The sequence below is a fragment of the Pseudarthrobacter chlorophenolicus A6 genome, assembly GCF_000022025.1.
Lineage (GTDB): Bacteria > Actinomycetota > Actinomycetes > Actinomycetales > Micrococcaceae > Arthrobacter > Arthrobacter chlorophenolicus.
The window spans coordinates 2,696,200-2,712,607 of sequence record NC_011886.1; the positions used below are offsets into that span (position 1 = coordinate 2,696,200).

At 62.5% G+C, this 16,408-nt stretch carries 17 protein-coding genes; 8 read left to right on the top strand and 9 right to left on the bottom strand.

Going from position 1 to position 16,408, the window contains the following annotated elements:
- Window positions 1–31 precede the first annotated feature (31 nt).
- The 7 genes from ACHL_RS12135 to ACHL_RS12165 form a co-directional block, all read right to left on the bottom strand.
- A complete protein-coding gene (locus ACHL_RS12135) occupies window positions 32–475 on the bottom strand; it encodes a pilus assembly protein TadG-related protein (RefSeq protein ID WP_015937579.1) in 444 nt (147 codons plus the stop codon).
- On the bottom strand, window positions 472–993 hold the full coding sequence (locus ACHL_RS12140; protein ID WP_015937580.1) for a hypothetical protein: 522 nt from the start codon (window positions 991–993) through the stop codon (window positions 472–474). The genes ACHL_RS12135 and ACHL_RS12140 overlap by 4 nt, the downstream gene beginning before the upstream one ends.
- Complete coding sequence (locus ACHL_RS12145) at window positions 974–1,390, bottom strand: TadE/TadG family type IV pilus assembly protein (protein ID WP_015937581.1); 417 nt, start codon at window positions 1,388–1,390, stop codon at window positions 974–976. The genes ACHL_RS12140 and ACHL_RS12145 overlap by 20 nt, the downstream gene beginning before the upstream one ends.
- Before the next feature lie 4 nt (window positions 1,391–1,394).
- Complete coding sequence (locus tag ACHL_RS12150) at window positions 1,395–1,688, bottom strand: hypothetical protein (RefSeq protein ID WP_015937582.1); 294 nt, start codon at window positions 1,686–1,688, stop codon at window positions 1,395–1,397.
- Window positions 1,689–1,776: 88 nt separating this feature from the next.
- Window positions 1,777–2,715: a type II secretion system F family protein gene (locus tag ACHL_RS12155; protein WP_015937583.1), complete on the bottom strand. Its 939-nt coding sequence runs from the start codon at window positions 2,713–2,715 to the stop codon at window positions 1,777–1,779.
- Window positions 2,712–3,569, bottom strand: a complete 858-nt coding sequence (locus ACHL_RS12160) for a type II secretion system F family protein (RefSeq protein WP_015937584.1) — start codon at window positions 3,567–3,569, stop codon at window positions 2,712–2,714. Before ACHL_RS12160 ends, ACHL_RS12155 begins: the two co-directional genes overlap by 4 nt.
- Window positions 3,566–4,789: a CpaF family protein gene (locus tag ACHL_RS12165; RefSeq protein ID WP_015937585.1), complete on the bottom strand. Its 1,224-nt coding sequence runs from the start codon at window positions 4,787–4,789 to the stop codon at window positions 3,566–3,568. The genes ACHL_RS12160 and ACHL_RS12165 overlap by 4 nt, the downstream gene beginning before the upstream one ends.
- 296 nt (window positions 4,790–5,085) lie before the next feature.
- On the opposite strand from ACHL_RS12165, the gene ACHL_RS24715 reads away from it, so the two are divergent.
- A complete protein-coding gene (locus ACHL_RS24715; RefSeq protein WP_015937586.1) occupies window positions 5,086–7,893 on the top strand; it encodes a lysozyme in 2,808 nt (935 codons plus the stop codon).
- Window positions 7,894–7,958: 65 nt separating this feature from the next.
- On the opposite strand, the gene rfbA is transcribed toward ACHL_RS24715, so the two are convergent.
- The gene (gene rfbA, locus ACHL_RS12175; protein WP_015937587.1) at window positions 7,959–8,831 is read right to left on the bottom strand and encodes a glucose-1-phosphate thymidylyltransferase RfbA; all 873 of its coding nucleotides are present in this window, start codon (window positions 8,829–8,831) and stop codon (window positions 7,959–7,961) included.
- A 55-nt stretch (window positions 8,832–8,886) separates the two neighbouring features.
- Here rfbA and rfbB point away from each other — a divergent pair, with 55 nt between their 5' ends.
- From rfbB to ACHL_RS12195, 4 genes are read left to right on the top strand one after another with little or no spacing between them, the layout of a single operon-like run.
- Window positions 8,887–9,885 carry a dTDP-glucose 4,6-dehydratase gene (rfbB, locus tag ACHL_RS12180; protein ID WP_015937588.1) on the top strand — a complete coding sequence of 333 codons (999 nt, stop codon included), beginning with the start codon at window positions 8,887–8,889 and terminating at the stop codon, window positions 9,883–9,885.
- A 3-nt stretch (window positions 9,886–9,888) separates the two neighbouring features.
- Window positions 9,889–11,313: a sugar nucleotide-binding protein gene (locus tag ACHL_RS12185; protein WP_015937589.1), complete on the top strand. Its 1,425-nt coding sequence runs from the start codon at window positions 9,889–9,891 to the stop codon at window positions 11,311–11,313.
- Complete coding sequence (locus ACHL_RS12190; RefSeq protein WP_015937590.1) at window positions 11,310–12,041, top strand: glycosyltransferase family 2 protein; 732 nt, start codon at window positions 11,310–11,312, stop codon at window positions 12,039–12,041. The genes ACHL_RS12185 and ACHL_RS12190 overlap by 4 nt, the downstream gene beginning before the upstream one ends.
- A gap of 8 nt (window positions 12,042–12,049) precedes the next feature.
- Window positions 12,050–12,460 carry a DUF2304 domain-containing protein gene (locus ACHL_RS12195; RefSeq protein ID WP_015937591.1) on the top strand — a complete coding sequence of 137 codons (411 nt, stop codon included), beginning with the start codon at window positions 12,050–12,052 and terminating at the stop codon, window positions 12,458–12,460.
- 55 nt (window positions 12,461–12,515) lie between these two features.
- Here the strand turns inward: ACHL_RS12195 and ACHL_RS12200 are convergent, their stop codons facing one another.
- Window positions 12,516–13,397, bottom strand: coding sequence for a glycosyltransferase family 2 protein (locus tag ACHL_RS12200; protein WP_015937592.1), 882 nt, complete (start codon window positions 13,395–13,397; stop codon window positions 12,516–12,518).
- A gap of 241 nt (window positions 13,398–13,638) precedes the next feature.
- On the opposite strand from ACHL_RS12200, the gene ACHL_RS12205 reads away from it, so the two are divergent.
- From ACHL_RS12205 to ACHL_RS12215, 3 genes are read left to right on the top strand one after another with little or no spacing between them, the layout of a single operon-like run.
- Window positions 13,639–14,568: a glycosyltransferase gene (locus ACHL_RS12205; RefSeq protein WP_015937593.1), complete on the top strand. Its 930-nt coding sequence runs from the start codon at window positions 13,639–13,641 to the stop codon at window positions 14,566–14,568.
- The gene (locus tag ACHL_RS12210; RefSeq protein ID WP_015937594.1) at window positions 14,565–15,308 is read left to right on the top strand and encodes a glycosyltransferase; all 744 of its coding nucleotides are present in this window, start codon (window positions 14,565–14,567) and stop codon (window positions 15,306–15,308) included. The genes ACHL_RS12205 and ACHL_RS12210 overlap by 4 nt, the downstream gene beginning before the upstream one ends.
- Complete coding sequence (locus ACHL_RS12215) at window positions 15,305–16,369, top strand: glycosyltransferase (protein ID WP_015937595.1); 1,065 nt, start codon at window positions 15,305–15,307, stop codon at window positions 16,367–16,369. The genes ACHL_RS12210 and ACHL_RS12215 overlap by 4 nt, the downstream gene beginning before the upstream one ends.
- The last annotated feature ends 39 nt before the right edge of the window (window positions 16,370–16,408 follow it).

Consider the following 16,408-nt stretch of genomic DNA (forward strand, 5'->3'; position numbering starts at 1 on the left):
CTGTTCTCCGAACCCGGCCGGGTTCGGCTGCCTACCGTGTTAGCCGCGAGCGCGCTGTCGACGTCGCTTCAATCAGGATTCCGTCCGGAACCAGGAAGTTCACCACCGGCGGATGGACCGCGGCGGTGAGCACCACAACAGCGGTAGAGCCGTCCGGGGTACCGGTTGCCCCGGCAACTGCCAAGGCGTCAAACCGTGCCGAAGCGGGACTCCTGGCAACAAAGTCAGCCGCGACATTCCGGACCCGTGCGGGGTTGAGGACGGCAGATGGGCTGCCGCCCTCGGAAGCCACCTCACCCAATGTGTAGCTGTCCGCTGCTGCGAGGGAAGCACCGTCCGCCAGGGACAGGAGGCGCTTATGTTCCAGGTAGACGGATGAAATTCCCATCACGACTGTGGCCACCAGCAGTGCCAACGCCACATACCCGATAATCATCACCGTTATCTGTCCGTCCTCGGATGTCGGCTCCCTCACCGGAACCTCCCCACAATCTGGGTAGCGGCCGCCTCCACCTCGGTGGCAGAGAGCCGGATGCCATCCTGGAACGGAACGAACGGCAGTGGGATGGACAACCTCACGGTGACGGTCACGGCAGAACCCGGCGCGAGACAGTCAGCAGGGTCGCAGGTGGTTGCCATTGAGGCCTGGTCAGGGCTGTGCCCAAAGTCGGCCAATGCCAACGCCACGGCCTGCTCCGCGGCCGCCCGGGCTGACGCGCTGTCGGGTTGTGCGACGTAGACCTTCGCAGCCTGGTCGGCCGCCCCCACCACAGCGAACGAGCCTCCCTGCATCTGCGCGACGGTGATGATGAAGTAAACGAGCGGGACCATCAGGAGCAGCGCAAGAAACGTGAACTCCACAACCGCACTTCCCTGCTCACTGCGCCCGGCCGCTTGCCCGCCGGATGATTCCGGTCCTCGGCACAGTGCCCTCAGCAACCGGCAACGGGCACTTCGGAGCACCCGCCGGGAGTCACGGCTGTACCGCGGCATGTCCCGTCACCTCCAACATTTCCCGGGGTCCAATTAACCCCACTACAGGCATGGGAGCCCGGACCGTTACTTCCAGCGTCCGAAGCCCCTGGACTGTCACTTCGCCAGTGCTGACCTCCTCAGCGAAGGATGGGTTCAGGGCAGTCATGATGAGGGCGCGGGTCCGTTCTTCCGCATCACCGGGACCCCGGTCCGCGAGCGTTCCATACCGCGCGCCGGAAGCTGCCGCGTCAATCAGCGTGTTCCGGACGTGCAGTACGAGGGTCAGTTGGAGAATTGCCAGGAAGAACATCGTGAGCAGGCCACCCACCAGCACAAAATCCACGACTGCCGACCCCTGTTCCCGGCCACGGACACCTGGCTGACCACGACCGGCGGCGCGTACGGAAGCCGCCATGGGGCTAGTTGCCCACCTTGTCCATAGCCTGGTTGAACATGGCCTCAAGAGCGGGCCCGGCCAGCGCGAGCAGGGCAGCCACGAGCACCGCGGACATCAGGGTGATCATGACCCACCCAGGCACATCGCCCCTCTCGGGATCATCGGCAACGCGGGTCAGCCCGCGCTGTTGGGCGCGGCGCCGGACGGCAGGGAAACGGTATGGAGCCGCGCGCCGGACGCCCTTGCCCGCCCAGGCGCCAGGTGCGGCGGCTACCGCCATCAGCAATACGGCCCAGCGGAGTACTTGAGTCTTCATTTGCTCTTCCTATCCCTTGTTGTTTTCCATGTCCGTGACGGCGTTGCCTGAGACTGCGTGCTGTCCTTGACCCGGTCCGTTGACGCCATTAGAGACCCAGGCTGATTGCGGAGATGCCGGGAAAGACGGCGAATACCACCGTCAGCGGAAGAACACCGAAAACGAGGGGCACCATCATGGCAATTTCCTTCTTTCCGGCGGCTTCCATCAGGTCCCGCTTGGCTGTATCGCGGACATCCTGGGCTTGCGCCCGCAGTACGTCCGCGAGGGGTGTCCCCCGTTCAACCGCAACAACGATTCCGTCCACAAACCGGACGAGCGGTGCAAGGTCCGTACGCGCGGAAAACTCCTGGAGGGCGTTGACCAGGGGCTTGCCTGCCCGCGTTTCCGCCAGGATCGTGGAAAACTCCTTGGACAACTCGCCCCTGGCGCTCCGGCACACCCGGTCCAGGGCTCCCGTGGCGCTCTCCCCTGCACCGACGGCCAGTGCCATCAGTTCGGCAAGACTGGGAAACTCGGCCATCATCCGTTCTTCCCTCCTGCGGACCTGCACCCCCAGCCAGTAGTCACGAACAATAAAGCCCGATATCCCGCTGCCGATGATGGCCACCGCAGCCAGCAGGGCATTGAACCTTCCGGCTGCAGCCCCCACCGCGACAATCGCCGAAGTGAGCGCGAAACCTGCGGCGGCCCAGATGACCTGTTCGGCGCGAAAATCTATGACTGACTTGTTGATCCCGGCCTGCGCGAGCCGGCGCGCTGTTGCTCCCGGAGCAGGACTCATTTTCCCCAAGGCGGCAATGCCGTCGCGGATGAACGGACGGAGGATCCGCTCCAACGGTCCAAAGGGCGTCAGTGTGTGCTCTCCGGACAGCAGGCGCGATTCCAGGTTCTGCGATTTCAGCTGGGGCTCGATGCGCTGGGCCAGTGTCGTCGCACGCATGATCGGAGACCTGAAGATGACCAGCCACAGTCCGATTCCCAGTACCGCGCCGCAAACAGCGGCGGCCGGTGAAACAGTGATCATCGGAGCACCCGTTCATCCTGGGGCAGTGCACCGATCCTGAGCATCGTTGAGTAGCAGGCCAACGAGATCACCAGCCCGCCCAGGAGCACCGCCGCTCCGATCGCTGTGTTGTATGCCTGCACAGCTTCGGGCCGGGTGGCCAGGAGGAGCATCACAATCCACGGCGCCGCGACGGCAAGCCGGGCAGCGTTGACGGTCCAGGACTGGCGGGCTTCGAGTTCGCTGCGCGTTCGGGCGTTTTCGCGGAGGAACTCGGCCAGGGTTCCCAGCAACTTGCCCAGGTCAGACCCTCCGACCTCACGAGTGAGCCGCAAGGCTTCGACGATCCGGTCGGCCACGGGGTCGGCGAGCCGGTTCTTCAGCTTGTCCAGGGACCCGTCAAACTGCCCTCCGGCCCTGTAGTCCGCACCAAATTCGCGAAAGACCGGCCTGAGCTCTTCGGGCCCCTTATCACCCAGTTGGATGAGCGCCTCCGGCAATGGGAGTCCGGCTCGGATCGCCGACCGCAGATGGTCAACTACGTCGGGCCACAGCTGGCGAAGGAGTGCGGTCCGTTTCTTCGCCCGCCACCGAAGGATAGTAAGTGGAAGCCAACCGGCGAACAGCCCAAAGCACACAGCGATCGGCCACGACCTGCTCACCGCGTAGAAGACCAGGACGACGAACAATCCCAAGCCGAGGCAAGTTCCGAGCAGTCCACCCACGGAGACTTTTTCCACTCCTGCCGAGGCCAGCAGGTCCGCGATCCGGTTGGGTTTCCGTTGGCGGGGCTTGCGCTCCGGCGACTCCCACAGGGACCACCAAATAAGGAACAGGCCCGCTCCCGCAGTGACTCCCAGTAATGCGGACATCATCGCGGGTCCAGCAGGGCTGCCACGTCATAGCCTGCGCGGGCGAACTTCTCCAGTGCAGGCATCGCGTTGGCGCGTGCCTGCAAAACGCCGTCCGCCATGGCGAACACCGGCGATGACTCGATGATTCCGTTTTCAACCCGGCGCCCAAGGGAGAGGATCTCGGTTACCTCCCGGCGTCCGTTGGCCAGCCGGCTGCAGTGAACCACAAGGTCTATACAGGATGCCACCGTTGGAACGACGAATGCGGACGAGATGTTTTCGCCGGCCAGCAGGGGAAGCGTGCAGATCTTGGTGACGGCGTCGTGGGCTGAGTTAGCGTGGACGGTACACATTCCCGGGAGTCCGCTGTTGAGCGCAATCAGCATGTCGAGGCTCTCGGCTTCCCGTACTTCACCGACCACAAGCCGGTCGGGCCGCATGCGCAGCGCTTCCTTGACGAGGCGCCGGAGTGGGATCTCACCTGTTCCTTCAAGGTTCGGTTGCCGGCACTGGAGTCCCACCACGTCCCGCAAGGGAAACTGCAGCTCAAAGATTTCTTCCACCGTGATGACCCGCTCCCGGCTGCCGATGCTGGCGGCGAGGCAGTTCAACATGGTGGTCTTACCGGCCTGGGTTGCCCCGGATACCAGGATGTTGAGGCCACTGGACACTGCCGCGCCAAGGAACCGCGCCGACTGCGGCGTCAGGGTGCCGAGCTCCACCAGATGTTCGAGCCGGCTGGCTTTGACGACAAACTTTCGGATGTTCACGGCCCAGTGGCGGCGCGTCACATCCGGAATGACGACGTGGAGCCTGGAGCCGTCAGGAAGCGCAGCGTCAACAAACGGAGATGACATGTCCAGGCGCCTGCCGGAACTCTTCAGCATCCTTTCCACCATGTCACGCACCTGCTGCTCAGTAAGGCTGAGCGAGGTTAACTCTGATTCACCATTGCGTGCCACATAGATTTCGTTGGGAGCATTCAGCCAAATTTCTTCTATCGAAGGATCGTCCAGCAGCGGCTGGAGCACTCCGAAGCGTGCAACTGCGTCGAAAAGAAACCGTCGCGCTGCGTCCAAGGGACCCAGCGGTGGAAGCGGTCCCATGAGGGCGCGCTCGTCGTAGTCCGTCACCGCGGCGTCGACCAGCCGCCGCACTTCACCCGATTGGTTGAGCGGGTCAAGCCCCCTGCGCCTGATCAGTTCCCGGACTTCGTCCTCGACTATCCCCAGAGCATCCATGCCAGTTTCCCCCAGTTGACTGCCGCCCCCGGCGGAGGCAGTGCAAGTGGGTCCAGCCTAGGGAGGCTACACCACGGCAACAAGTCATATTTCCGGGAATGTGGATAACTCGTCACCGCGTCTCCCCCATATCACTTCAGCCCCAAAAGAACCACTGGTTACGCTGGTCACACCAGTGCTATGGTGAGCGCGTTAATTGTCGAATTACCACGGTCAGGTGCCTCCCTGGGGGGCAGCATTTGGCCAGTTATCGTAATGAGCGCTCAGGAGAGCGCCACATTGTCTCCGGAGCCAATATGAAGCGGAACCCGTCTCAGTCCCGTCGCCCCGCCGTGAAATCGCTGTGGGTCATGCTGCTCGCAGCCTCACTAATGGCAAGCCCCGGAATTACCGGCGCCGCCTTGGCTGTTGAACCGGCGCCTTCACCAACTGCGTCGGCAGCACCAGAAGCAAGTTCGCCGGCCACGCCGCCCGCATCCCCCGCGCCATCTCCGGGCGGAGCCACCCCGGCATCGCAGGAGCCCGCGGCAGTCACCGAGCCGCCGGCTCCGGCACCCTCTCCGGAAGCCCAGCAGTCCATGGCCGAAGCGGTCGGGATAGGCGGCGCCGAAATGGGCCAGCGATCTGCACGGGTTGTGCGCTCGACCCCCTCGGAATCCGTGCGGAAGCTCAGTTCCGAAGCTCTGGCCAGCGAAGGCACCTGGATGCCCACGTTCGGCGTCCAGGGACTCGACGTGAGCGGCCACCAGCCGACCGTGGACTGGAAGCAGCAGTGGAACATGGGGTCCAGATTCGCCTATGTGAAAGCAACTGAGGGGAACTACTACACCAATCCCTCCTACAGTTCCCAGTACCAGGGAGCACGGAACGTGGGAATGATCAGGGGCGCCTATCACTTCGCCATCCCCAACTGGTCGTCGGGCGCAGACCAAGCCCGCTACTTTGTGCAGAATGGCGGCGGATGGTCCTCGGACGGCTACACGATGCCGCCGGTTCTGGATTTTGAGTTCAACCCGTACGAGGGCCGGACGATTAACGGCTTCTACTTCGGCAACACCTGCTACAACATGTCTGCAGCGCAGCTTCAATCCTGGATCCGGGACTTCGGGAACACCATGCGCTCACTGACCGGGCGGCTTCCCGTTATTTACACCAACACGAGCTGGTGGAACCAATGCGTGGGTAACCCTGCAGGCTTCGGTGATTATCCGCTGTGGATTGCTGCCTACCCCAGTTCCGCCACCAACAACGCCGGCCCTGTTCCGACGGCTAGCTGGAGCACCTACAGCATCTGGCAATACAGTTCCACCGGCCCCTTCGCCGGCGACTCCAACGTCTGGAACGGCGACTACGCCTCCTTGCGGACGTTCGCCGGAGCCGCGGCTCCCGACGGGTCCTTCGATGACCTGTCGGTGCAGCGGACCGGATCCACTACGCAGCTGAATGTGCGCGGATGGGCCGTCGACTTTGCCAATTCCTCTGCCTCAACGCAGGCTCATGTCTATGTCACCGGTCCGGATGGAGTTCGCACCGGCTATGCACTCGCCGCCAACATAGCCCGCCCGGATGTGAACGCCGCCCTCGGAGTCACCGGGCAGCATGGCTTCCAGCAAGGCATCCAGATTCGAAAATCAGGAACCTACCAGGTCTGTGCCTACGCCATCGGCGCCTTCAGCAATAGTGAAATTGGCTGTAAATCGATTGTTGCCAAGGGCGTTGAGCCGCCCATGGGCAGCATTGATGACGCCAAGGAAGTGCGGAGCGCGGACAAGGTAGCGCTATCCCTTCGGGGGTGGGCAATCGACGTTGCCAACCCGAGCACAGCAACGGAAGCCCACGCCTACCTCACGGCGCCGGACGGCACCAGGACCGGTTATGTCATGCCCGCGAATCTCTCGCGACCCGATGTGGACCAGGCATTGGGGATGGGCGCCAATCATGGCTACCAGCGCGATATTCCCATCACGGCGCCAGGCACCTACAAACTCTGCGTTTACGCCATAGGCCAGTACAGCAACACTGAGATCGGCTGCAGGCAACTGAGCTTCGCCCCGGCGGCCGCGCCCATTGGCAGCTTCGATGACGCATCCCTGATAAAGACGTCCACCACAGCCGCAATTTCAGTTCGTGGTTGGGCACTGGACCGCGGGGACTCCACACGGTCCATCCCTGTCCACGTCTACGTGACCTCGCCGGACGGCACCACCAAAAATTATCCGTTCATCGCGTCCCAGGCACGGGCCGACGTCAACAACGCGCTGGGCGTGACGGGGAACCATGGCTTTGCTGCGGCCATACCCATCACGGCGCCCGGCCAGTACAAGGTCTGCTCTTATGCGATAGCGCTCAGCCCGCTTGCCCCGGGGAACCCCCTGCTGTCCTGCCGCAGCGTCGATGTCGGAGCTGTCGCACCACCAATCGGGAGCCTCGACAGCCTGACAGTCAACAAGACGAGCACCTCGGCCTCACTGTCACTCGCCGGCTGGGCCGTGGACAAGGCAGATGCCTCGCGGTCCATAGACGTGCACATATATGTGACCTCACCCGATGGAACCACGAAGGGGTATGCCTTTAATGCGTCACGCCCCAGGGCTGATGTGAATACTGCGTTCGGCGTCACGGGCGACCACGGCTTCGCTCCCTCGATTCCCATCACGAGCCCCGGCGTCTACACCGCCTGCGCCTACGCCATCGCGCCCAGCCCCCTGGCATCCAACAACCCGCTGATCGGCTGCCGCACGGCTGACGCCGGCAAGAGCGGTGCACCGGTGGGCGTGCTCGATTCCGTAGCAATCAAGACGACTGCCGGAGTTACTTCGCTGGAGGCGACGGGGTGGACCTACGACCCCGACATGCCGACGCTTTCGAATCCTGTTCACGCTTATGTCACCGGTCCGGACGGCAAGACCACGGGATACGTCTTCTCAACTACGGTGGACCGGCCCGATGCAAACAATGCTTTCGGCATCACTGGTACCCACGGATATTCACTCAACGTCAAAACCACAGTCCGTGGCACATATACGTTGTGCACCTACGGGATAGGCGTGTCCCCCTTCACCACCGGCAATACGGCATTGGGTTGCAGGACCCTGACGTACTGAGGGGCCGCCCGGCCAACAAAAAGAGGGGTGAAGCCGTGGCTTCACCCCTCTTTTTGTTGCTCCAGCTAGTTGTTGCTCTCGGCCAGCAACTCCAGGAGGTACGCCCCGTAACCGCTCTTGACTAGCGGCTCGGCGCGTTCCCGCAACTCGTCGTCCGTCAGGAAGCCCAAGCGCCACGAGATCTCTTCCGGGGCACCAATCTTGAGACCCTGCCGGTTCTCGACGGTGCGGATGAAGTTTGAAGCGTCGTTCAGGTCATTGAAGGTTCCGGTATCGAGCCAGGCAGTTCCCCGCGGCAGGATCTCCACCTGCAGCTTTCCGGCTTCGAGATATTTACGGTTGACATCCGTGATCTCAAGCTCTCCACGGGCGGAGGGCTTCAGGTTCTTGGCGATGTCCACCACGTTGTTGTCGTAGAAGTACAGTCCGGGGACCGCGTAGTGGCTCTTCGGTGCAGCGGGCTTTTCCTCCAGGGACAGTGCCTTGCCCTGCTCGTCGAACTCGACCACGCCGTAGGCCGACGGATCCTTGACCCAGTACCCGAAGACGGCACCGCCGTCGATGGTCTTGAACCGGCGCAGCTGGGTACCCATGCCCTGGCCGTAGAAGATGTTGTCGCCCAGCACGAGGGCCACGCTGTCGTCGCCGATGTGCTCAGCGCCGAGGACAAATGCCTGGGCCAGCCCATCCGGCGAGGGCTGCTGCTTGTAGGTGATGGAGACGCCGAAACGGGAGCCGTCCCCAAGGAGCCGCTCGAACTGCTCGGCGTCATGCGGGGTGGTGATGATCAGAATGTCCCGGATTCCGGCCAGGATGAGGGTCGACAGCGGGTAGTAGATCATCGGCTTGTCATAGACAGGGACCAACTGCTTGCTGACACCCAATGTGATGGGGTGAAGCCTTGAGCCGGTTCCGCCGGCAAGTATTATTCCGCGCATGCCCCCATCTTTCCCTTCGCTAAGTGCAGCGGCAAATCCGGTACCCTTGGGAATTATGCAGCGACTTCTTGTGACCGGCGGAGCCGGCTTCATTGGCTCAAACTTTGTCCACTATGTATTGGAAAACACTGATGACCATGTCACTGTTCTGGACAAGCTGACCTACGCCGGCAATCTTGAATCACTGCGCGGCCTGCCCGAAGACCGCTTCACCTTCGTTGAGGGTGACATCGCCGACGCCGGCATCGTGGACGGCCTGGTCGCAGGCACCGACGTCGTGGTCCACTACGCAGCAGAATCGCACAACGACAATTCCCTCCACGACCCCCGCCCCTTCCTGGACACCAACATCATCGGCACCTACACGCTGATCGAAGCGGCCCGGAAGCACAACAAGCGCTTCCACCACATCTCCACCGACGAGGTCTACGGCGACCTCGAACTGGACGATCCCGAGCGGTTCACCGAGCAGACCCCGTACAACCCCTCCAGCCCGTACTCCTCCACGAAGGCCGGCTCGGACCTCCTGGTCCGAGCCTGGGTCCGCTCCTTCGGGCTGCAGGCAACCATCAGCAACTGCTCGAACAACTACGGCCCGTACCAGCACGTGGAGAAGTTCATCCCGCGGCAGATCACCAACGTGATCGACGGAATCCGCCCCAAGCTTTACGGCAAGGGCGAGAACGTCCGTGACTGGATCCACGCCAACGACCACTCCTCCGCCGTCCTGGCCATCATCGCCAAGGGAACCATCGGGGAAACGTACCTGATCGGGGCCGACGGCGAGAAGAACAACAAGGACGTCGTTGAACTGATCCTCAAGCACATGGGCCTGGCCCCGGACGCATACGACCATGTAGTGGACCGTCCCGGCCACGACCTGCGGTACGCCATCGACTCCACCAAACTCCGCAACGAACTTGGCTGGGAACCCCAGTTCTCCAACTTTGACGCCGGCATCGAAGACACCATCGACTGGTACCGCAACAACGAACAGTGGTGGCGCCCGCAAAAAGCCGCCACCGAAGCCAAATACAAGGAACAGGGCCAGTAGTCCATGTCTCTGGAGTTCTCGAAAAAGCTTTCCGGCCACACAACCCCTATTCCCGGCGTCGTTCTTTATGACCTTCCGGTCCACGGCGACAACCGCGGCTGGTTCAAGGAGAATTGGCAGCGGGAAAAAATGGTGGCCCTGGGACTGCCGGACTTCCGTCCAGTCCAGAACAACATCTCCTTTAACGAAAAGGCCGGGACCACCCGCGGAATCCATGCCGAACCGTGGGACAAGTTCATCTCCGTCGCCACGGGGCGGATCTTCGGGGCCTGGGTTGACCTGCGTGAAGGGCCCTCTTTCGGCGCTGTCTTCACCGCTGAGCTGGACCCCAGCCAGGCCATCTTCATTCCGCGCGGAGTCGGCAATGCCTTCCAGACCCTTGAGGACAACACGGCCTACACGTATCTGGTCAACGACCACTGGTCCGCCGATGCCCAGGGCCAGTACACGTTCCTGAACCTGGCAGACGAAACCGCTGCCGTTTCCTGGCCGATCCCGCTGGACCAGGCCGAACTCTCCGATAAGGACAAAGCCCACCCCCGGATGGCGGACGTCACCCCGATGCCGGCCAAGAAGGTCCTCGTCGTTGGCGCCGACGGCCAGCTGGGCAAGGCACTGCGCGAACAGTACGACGGCGAAGCACGGGTTGAGTTCGCCGGCCGCGGTGAGTTCGACCTCGCCCGGGAGGATTCCTTCAAAAACCGGAACTGGAAGAATTACTCCGCCATCGTCAATGCAGCGGCCTACACTGCTGTGGATGCTGCCGAATCGGAGGAAGGCCGGGCAGCAGCCTGGGCCATCAACGTGACGGCCGTCGCCAACCTGGCGCGCACCGCCGTCGAGCATGACCTCACGCTGGTCCACGTCTCGTCCGACTACGTTTTTGACGGAAGCCGCGACAACCACGGCGAGAACGAGCCCCTCACTCCCCTGGGCGTCTACGGCCAAACCAAGGCTGCAGGCGAGGCCGTGGCAGGTGTCGTCCCCCGCCACTACATCGTGCGGACGAGTTGGGTTATCGGTGAAGGCAGCAACTTCGTACGGACCATGGCCAGCCTCGCAGGCAGGGGGATCAAGCCGGCGGTGGTCAATGACCAGACCGGCCGCCTGTCCTTCACCCGGGACATTGCCGCTTTCATCAGCCATTTGCTGACCACCGAAGCCGCCTACGGAACCTACAACTTCAGCAACGATGGACCCGTCAAGAGCTGGGCTGACATCGCGGCGGATGTCTACGAGCAGGTTGGCGCGTCCAGGACGGATGTCACTGGAGTCACCACTGCTGAATACTTCAAAGACAAGGCCGCCGCTCCGCGACCGCTCAAGAGTGCCCTGAACCTGGCGAAGGCACACTCCACGGGTTTTGATGTTGCCAATGCCGACGAGCGGCTCACTGCCTACCTAAAGGCGGAAAACGATAAAGCATGACTCCTGCAGAGCAAGCCCACCGCACCCTGGTGATCATGCCGGCCTGGAACGAGTCGGAGGCCATCGGCGGTACCATCCGGGAAGTGTTCGAGTACGGCCCTGACTGCAGCGTCCTCGTCGTGGACGACGGCTCACGCGACAACACTGCCCAAGTTGCCCGCGACGCCGGCGCTCTGGTGGTGCAGCTCCCGTTCAACATGGGGGTGGGCGGAGCGATGAGGACCGGCTTCAAGTACGCAAAAATGCACGGCTACACCAGGGTCATCCAGGTGGACTCCGACGGCCAGCATGATCCCCGTGATATCAAGGCCGTCCTCGACGGCCTGCAGGAAGCGGACATTGTCATCGGGGCCAGGTTCGCGGACAAGGGCACGTACACCGTCAGGGGGCCCCGCAAGTGGGCCATGAACGTCCTGGCCTGGACCATCTCCCGGATTGCTGGCACCCGGCTCACGGACGTGACATCCGGTTTCCGCGCTGCCAATGCAAAGGCCATCCGCCAGTACGTGGACCACTACCCCGCCGAATATCTGGGCGATACTATCGATTCCCTGGTGGTAGCCATCCGGTCGGGATGCACCGTGCGCCAAGTGGGCGTCTCGATGCGCGAACGTCAGGGCGGGACCCCGAGCCACGACCCCGTCAAGGCCGCCATCTACCTGGGCCGGTCAGCCTTTGCCCTCCTCTTTGCGTTGACGCGCAAGAAGAACGAACCGTCGTCCAACTAGGAGTTTCCATGGCCACCCTCGTTGGCTTCATTTTTGTGCTGGTCATTCTGCTGATCATTTTCGAAATGCTGCGCCGCCGTCACTTGCGCGAGAAGTACGCCGTCATCTGGATCATCATTGGGATAGGCGTCCTGGTGCTGGCGGCCTTTCCACAGCTTCTCTTCTGGTCAAGCGGAGTTCTCGGCGTGAAGGTGCCTTCAAACCTCCTTTTTGCCATGGCGATCGTACTGCTGGTGTCCGTTTGCCTGCACCTCTCCTTCGAACAGTCCCAGGCGGAAGACGAAGTCCGCGTCCTGGCTGAGGAAGTGGGCATCCTCCGGCTCAAAGTCCTTCAGCTGGAAGAGAGCCTGACGCAGGGTGGCACAGCCGCCGGCAACGGGACTCACCCGGAAACGCTCCCGCCCGAACCAACGCCTTAACGAAAAAGGTGGCTGCCCCCTGGACTTGGGGGCAGCCACCTTTTTCTGCAGTCCGTTAGGAAACCACGTGCTTCAACAGCCTGGGCAGCGAATCGGTTTTCCCGATCATCAGTGAGCGGGCCACCAGGGTGGCTGCATTCAAACGCGACGTTGTGTGGAAGGCCGCGGCGCGCGCCGTTCCGTTCCAGCCGAGTTCCCGGAAACGCCGTGCCTGGCCTTCAAAGTACGCGCGTTCCTCATCGAACCGGCGCCCGTCAAGTGCCTTAACCGACGAGTCCGATGCGGAGTGCCGGCGGTAGAGAAACGCCAGGGTGGGGTCAACCACCATGGAGCCGCCCTCGGCTGCAATATCCAGCAGCAATGCCAGGTCCTGCACCACGTGCAGGCCCTCGGTGAACCCGATACGCCGAATGACGTCGGTCCGCCACGCGAGGGACGGGAAGTAGGCCCAGTCGGCCCGGACAAGGCTGGTGGCCATCTTTTCGCCCTGCAGCAGGACGGTGGACTTGGTGGAGGGTGCGTAAACCTTTTTGACGATGTCCACCAGCGGGGAGCACGCACGCCCCTGCTCGTCGATGACCTGGACCCCGGGCTGGACCACGCTGGCGTCGGGGTAGGCTTCGAACGCCTTGGACACGACGTCGAGGTAGTTCGGCAGCATGATGTCGTCGGCACCCATGACCACAACAATGGGAGCTTCGGCCAGGTCCAGCGCCTTCCGGTAATTGCCGTTGGCGCCGAGGTTCTCTTCGTTCTTCTGGTAGCTGACCCGGGGATCTGACATGGATTCGAACCAACGCTGGGGTTCCGGGCTGGGGTAACCGTCGTCGACCACGATGAGACGCCAATCCTCGAACTGCTGGCTCATGACGCTTTGCGCCGCAAGTTTCATCAGGTCGACGTCGCCGTAGTACGGAAGCAATACATCAATGGCCATGTGCCAGGTAGGTCCTTTTCTTGAAGATTCACAGGGTTGGATCTGTTTGCCCGGAGATGAGCACCCCGATCAATGCTACCGCGTCGGCCTGCGCGGGCGGCTTTCCCGCTGCCTGTTCCGTACCCTGCCCTTGGGCAAATGCAGGCCCCTTCGCCCCGAGGATAGACTGAAGCCTGCTGTCTGACAGTTCCCTGACGCATTGGAACGGTCGATTTGGGTAAGCGAGAAGGAACTATAAGACGTGACGCACCAGAGTGACCCGCGTGTGGTGGCTGTTATCTCAGCCTTCCACCCTCCCCAGGACCTTCCCGAGAGGGTCGAAAAACTCAACCAGCAAGTCGTTCACACAGTTGTTGTCGACGACGGTTCCGACCCCCAGCAAACGAGCAGCGTGCTGAATGGTCTGGAAGCGCTGGGATGCACCGTGCTTCGCATGCCCGGGAACGTGGGAATTGCCGCAGCACTGAACGCAGGAATCGATGAAGCGCTCAAGGCATGGTCTCCGGATTTCCTCGTCACGCTTGACCAGGACTCCGCGCTCGATGATGGCTACATCGCTGCCGCATTGGCAACGTACGCGGAGGCAAGTGCCAACGGGATCGACGTCGGCCTGGTCAGTGCCCAGTCGCACAACGGCCTCGACGTTCCGCTGCTGGCCAGGCGGGCACGGTTTCCCGAAGCCTTCGACCCCCTGCAATCGGGTGCCCTCATCCCGGTATCCACGTTTAGAACGGCCGGAATGCTCGATAGCAGGCTGTTCATTGACTGCGTCGATTCTGAATTCAACCTCCGTGTCAGGTCCCACGGCCTGGCCACCCTCGTGGGCAAGGGATGCAACATGACGCATGCCCTTGGCCAGGCACAGCCAATGATGCTGTTCGGATGGCATGTCAGCGTATTGGGCCGAAAGCGCCACGTACATTCACATGCCCCTTTCCGGGTGTACTACATGACCCGGAACAACATCCACCTTTGGCGGCAGTACGGTGCCAGATTCCCGATCTGGCTGCTCCGCAGGCTCCGCTTCCAACTGGAAAGCGACGTCTTCAGGATGCTGTACGGCGCCAATCGGAAAGGGCAGTACCAGGCGTTTGCCCGCGGCTTCGTGGATGGCTGGCTCGGAAGGCTCGGCAAGATCGATCCCTCGTTCCAGCGGAAGCTCAGCGCATGAGCGCGGCCGGCGGTGTGCGGGTATCCGTATGCATGGCAACGTACAACGGCCAGGAGTACGTTGCAGAACAGATTCAATCCATCCTGTCGCAGCTGTCGCCCGCGGACGAGCTCATCATTGTGGACGATGCGTCCAAGGACAACACGCTCGACGTCGTCCGTCGCCTTGAGGATCCGCGCATAGTCCTCCTGCCAAGCGCGGAGAACAAGGGCTACGTTGCGAGTTTCGAAAAGGCAGTCTCCGCCAGCAGGGGCGAGTACATCATGCTGTCGGACCAGGACGACATCTGGCTCCCCGGACGCGTCGAGACGTTGGTGAACGCCCTGCAGACCAAGGACTTCGCCGCCAGCAATTTCACCGTGTTCGGCGGCCCGGCCAACAGGTACCACAAGGTTCAGCTCAAGGAGTCTGACAGTGGCCGATGGCTGGCCAACCTGGTCACCACGTGGATAGGCATCCGCCCCTACTACGGGTGCACCATGGCATTCACGTCCCGGGCAAAGAACATGATCCTTCCCTTCCCGAAGTTCCTCAACGAGACCCACGACCAGTGGATTGCCATCGTGGGCAACCGGAATCGGAGCATGGTCCACGTTGCGGCGCCCACAGTGGCCCGCCGCCTGCACGACGACAACACGACGCCCAAGTCACGTCGACCGGTTGCGGTGATCCTGCGCGCCAGGATGATGCTCCTTCGCGCCTTCCTTGTGGCACTGGGCCGGAAGGCGGACACGCGATGACCACGCTGCCGGGCAGTCCCCGGGACAAGCCCGCTGCGGGCGGCCTCGCCTCCTCTTTTGGCGCCGTGGCGCTGGCGGCGTACCAGCCGGATGAACCCCTGTTTGCCCGCCAGCTGCGCTCCATCCAGGCGCAAACACACAAGGAGTTCGTCTGCCTCATCTCGGTTGATGGCGACTACCAGCGAGTTGCCGACATGGTGCACCGGGCCTGCGGCGATGACAACCGGTTCCAGGTCCTCGGATACGACGACCGCCTGGGTTTCCACCACAACTTCGAACGCGCACTCACCGCGGTACCGGCCGAGGCCCAGTGGGTGGCACTGAGCGACCAGGACGACTACTGGTATCCCGAGAAGTTGGCGACCCTCCTCCCCCGCCTCGGAGAAGCCGCACTTGTCACCAGCCAGGCCCGGGTGGTGCCTCCACACGTTTCCGCCGCCAACCAGGATCCCTCCAACGGAACCCTTACTGACAGAAGGAACGTCGGGCCCGCCGATCTGCTGGCCAACAACCAGGTCACGGGTTCGCTCTGCATCTTCCGGCGCGACGTATTGGACCTTGCGTTGCCGTTCCCCTCAATGGCCGCGCCCTCGCAGTATCACGATCACTGGATCGGGCTTTGTTCATTGGTCCGCGGCGGAATGAACATCGAGAACCTGGTGCTCCAGGACTATATCCAACACGGCGGAAACGTGGTGGGCGAATCCCGGCAAAGCCTGCCCGCCTCAGTCCGCAACACTCTTCGATTCGTCCAACGGTATGAGGGAAGCACCTCCCTGCGGAGCATCAGCAGCATCATCCATAAGACAGGGCTTGGCTGGCGGACGCTCATGGCCAGGACCCTGCTGGATCGCGCAGAACAGTCCGGGCTCCCCATCGGACAGGAGTTGCGCCAGGCATTGGAGCTCTATGCGCGGCCATACAGGTGGCAGCTCGTCCGGTCCCTCGTGGGAGGAGTCCGCCGCGGCAACGTGTCCCCCATCCGGGCCTTGGAAATCAGCCTGGGCATCGTCCTGCCGAACTTCCCACCCGGCGGCCGGGACTCGGTGCACCGATCCTGACCTCGCCCCGCGCTTCCGCCACGCCCGGAGCCCTTGGCT

Excerpts from the sequence above, each read along its gene's own strand:
- ACHL_RS12215 (WP_015937595.1), top strand. The coding sequence starts at position 15,305 with ATGACCACGCTGCCGGGCAGTCCCCGGGACAAGCCCGCTGCGGGCGGC.
- ACHL_RS12150 (WP_015937582.1), bottom strand. The coding sequence starts at position 1,688 with ATGAAGACTCAAGTACTCCGCTGGGCCGTATTGCTGATGGCGGTAGCC.
- rfbB (WP_015937588.1), top strand. The coding sequence starts at position 8,887 with ATGCAGCGACTTCTTGTGACCGGCGGAGCCGGCTTCATTGGCTCAAAC.
- ACHL_RS12200 (WP_015937592.1), bottom strand. The coding sequence starts at position 13,397 with ATGGCCATTGATGTATTGCTTCCGTACTACGGCGACGTCGACCTGATG.
- ACHL_RS12195 (WP_015937591.1), top strand. The coding sequence starts at position 12,050 with ATGGCCACCCTCGTTGGCTTCATTTTTGTGCTGGTCATTCTGCTGATC.
- ACHL_RS12155 (WP_015937583.1), bottom strand. The coding sequence starts at position 2,715 with ATGATCACTGTTTCACCGGCCGCCGCTGTTTGCGGCGCGGTACTGGGA.
- ACHL_RS12145 (WP_015937581.1), bottom strand. The coding sequence starts at position 1,390 with ATGGCGGCTTCCGTACGCGCCGCCGGTCGTGGTCAGCCAGGTGTCCGT.
- ACHL_RS12160 (WP_015937584.1), bottom strand. The coding sequence starts at position 3,569 with ATGATGTCCGCATTACTGGGAGTCACTGCGGGAGCGGGCCTGTTCCTT.
- ACHL_RS12190 (WP_015937590.1), top strand. The coding sequence starts at position 11,310 with ATGACTCCTGCAGAGCAAGCCCACCGCACCCTGGTGATCATGCCGGCC.
- rfbA (WP_015937587.1), bottom strand. The coding sequence starts at position 8,831 with ATGCGCGGAATAATACTTGCCGGCGGAACCGGCTCAAGGCTTCACCCC.
- ACHL_RS12185 (WP_015937589.1), top strand. The coding sequence starts at position 9,889 with ATGTCTCTGGAGTTCTCGAAAAAGCTTTCCGGCCACACAACCCCTATT.
- ACHL_RS12210 (WP_015937594.1), top strand. The coding sequence starts at position 14,565 with ATGAGCGCGGCCGGCGGTGTGCGGGTATCCGTATGCATGGCAACGTAC.
- ACHL_RS12140 (WP_015937580.1), bottom strand. The coding sequence starts at position 993 with ATGCCGCGGTACAGCCGTGACTCCCGGCGGGTGCTCCGAAGTGCCCGT.
- ACHL_RS24715 (WP_015937586.1), top strand. The coding sequence starts at position 5,086 with ATGAAGCGGAACCCGTCTCAGTCCCGTCGCCCCGCCGTGAAATCGCTG.
- ACHL_RS12165 (WP_015937585.1), bottom strand. The coding sequence starts at position 4,789 with ATGGATGCTCTGGGGATAGTCGAGGACGAAGTCCGGGAACTGATCAGG.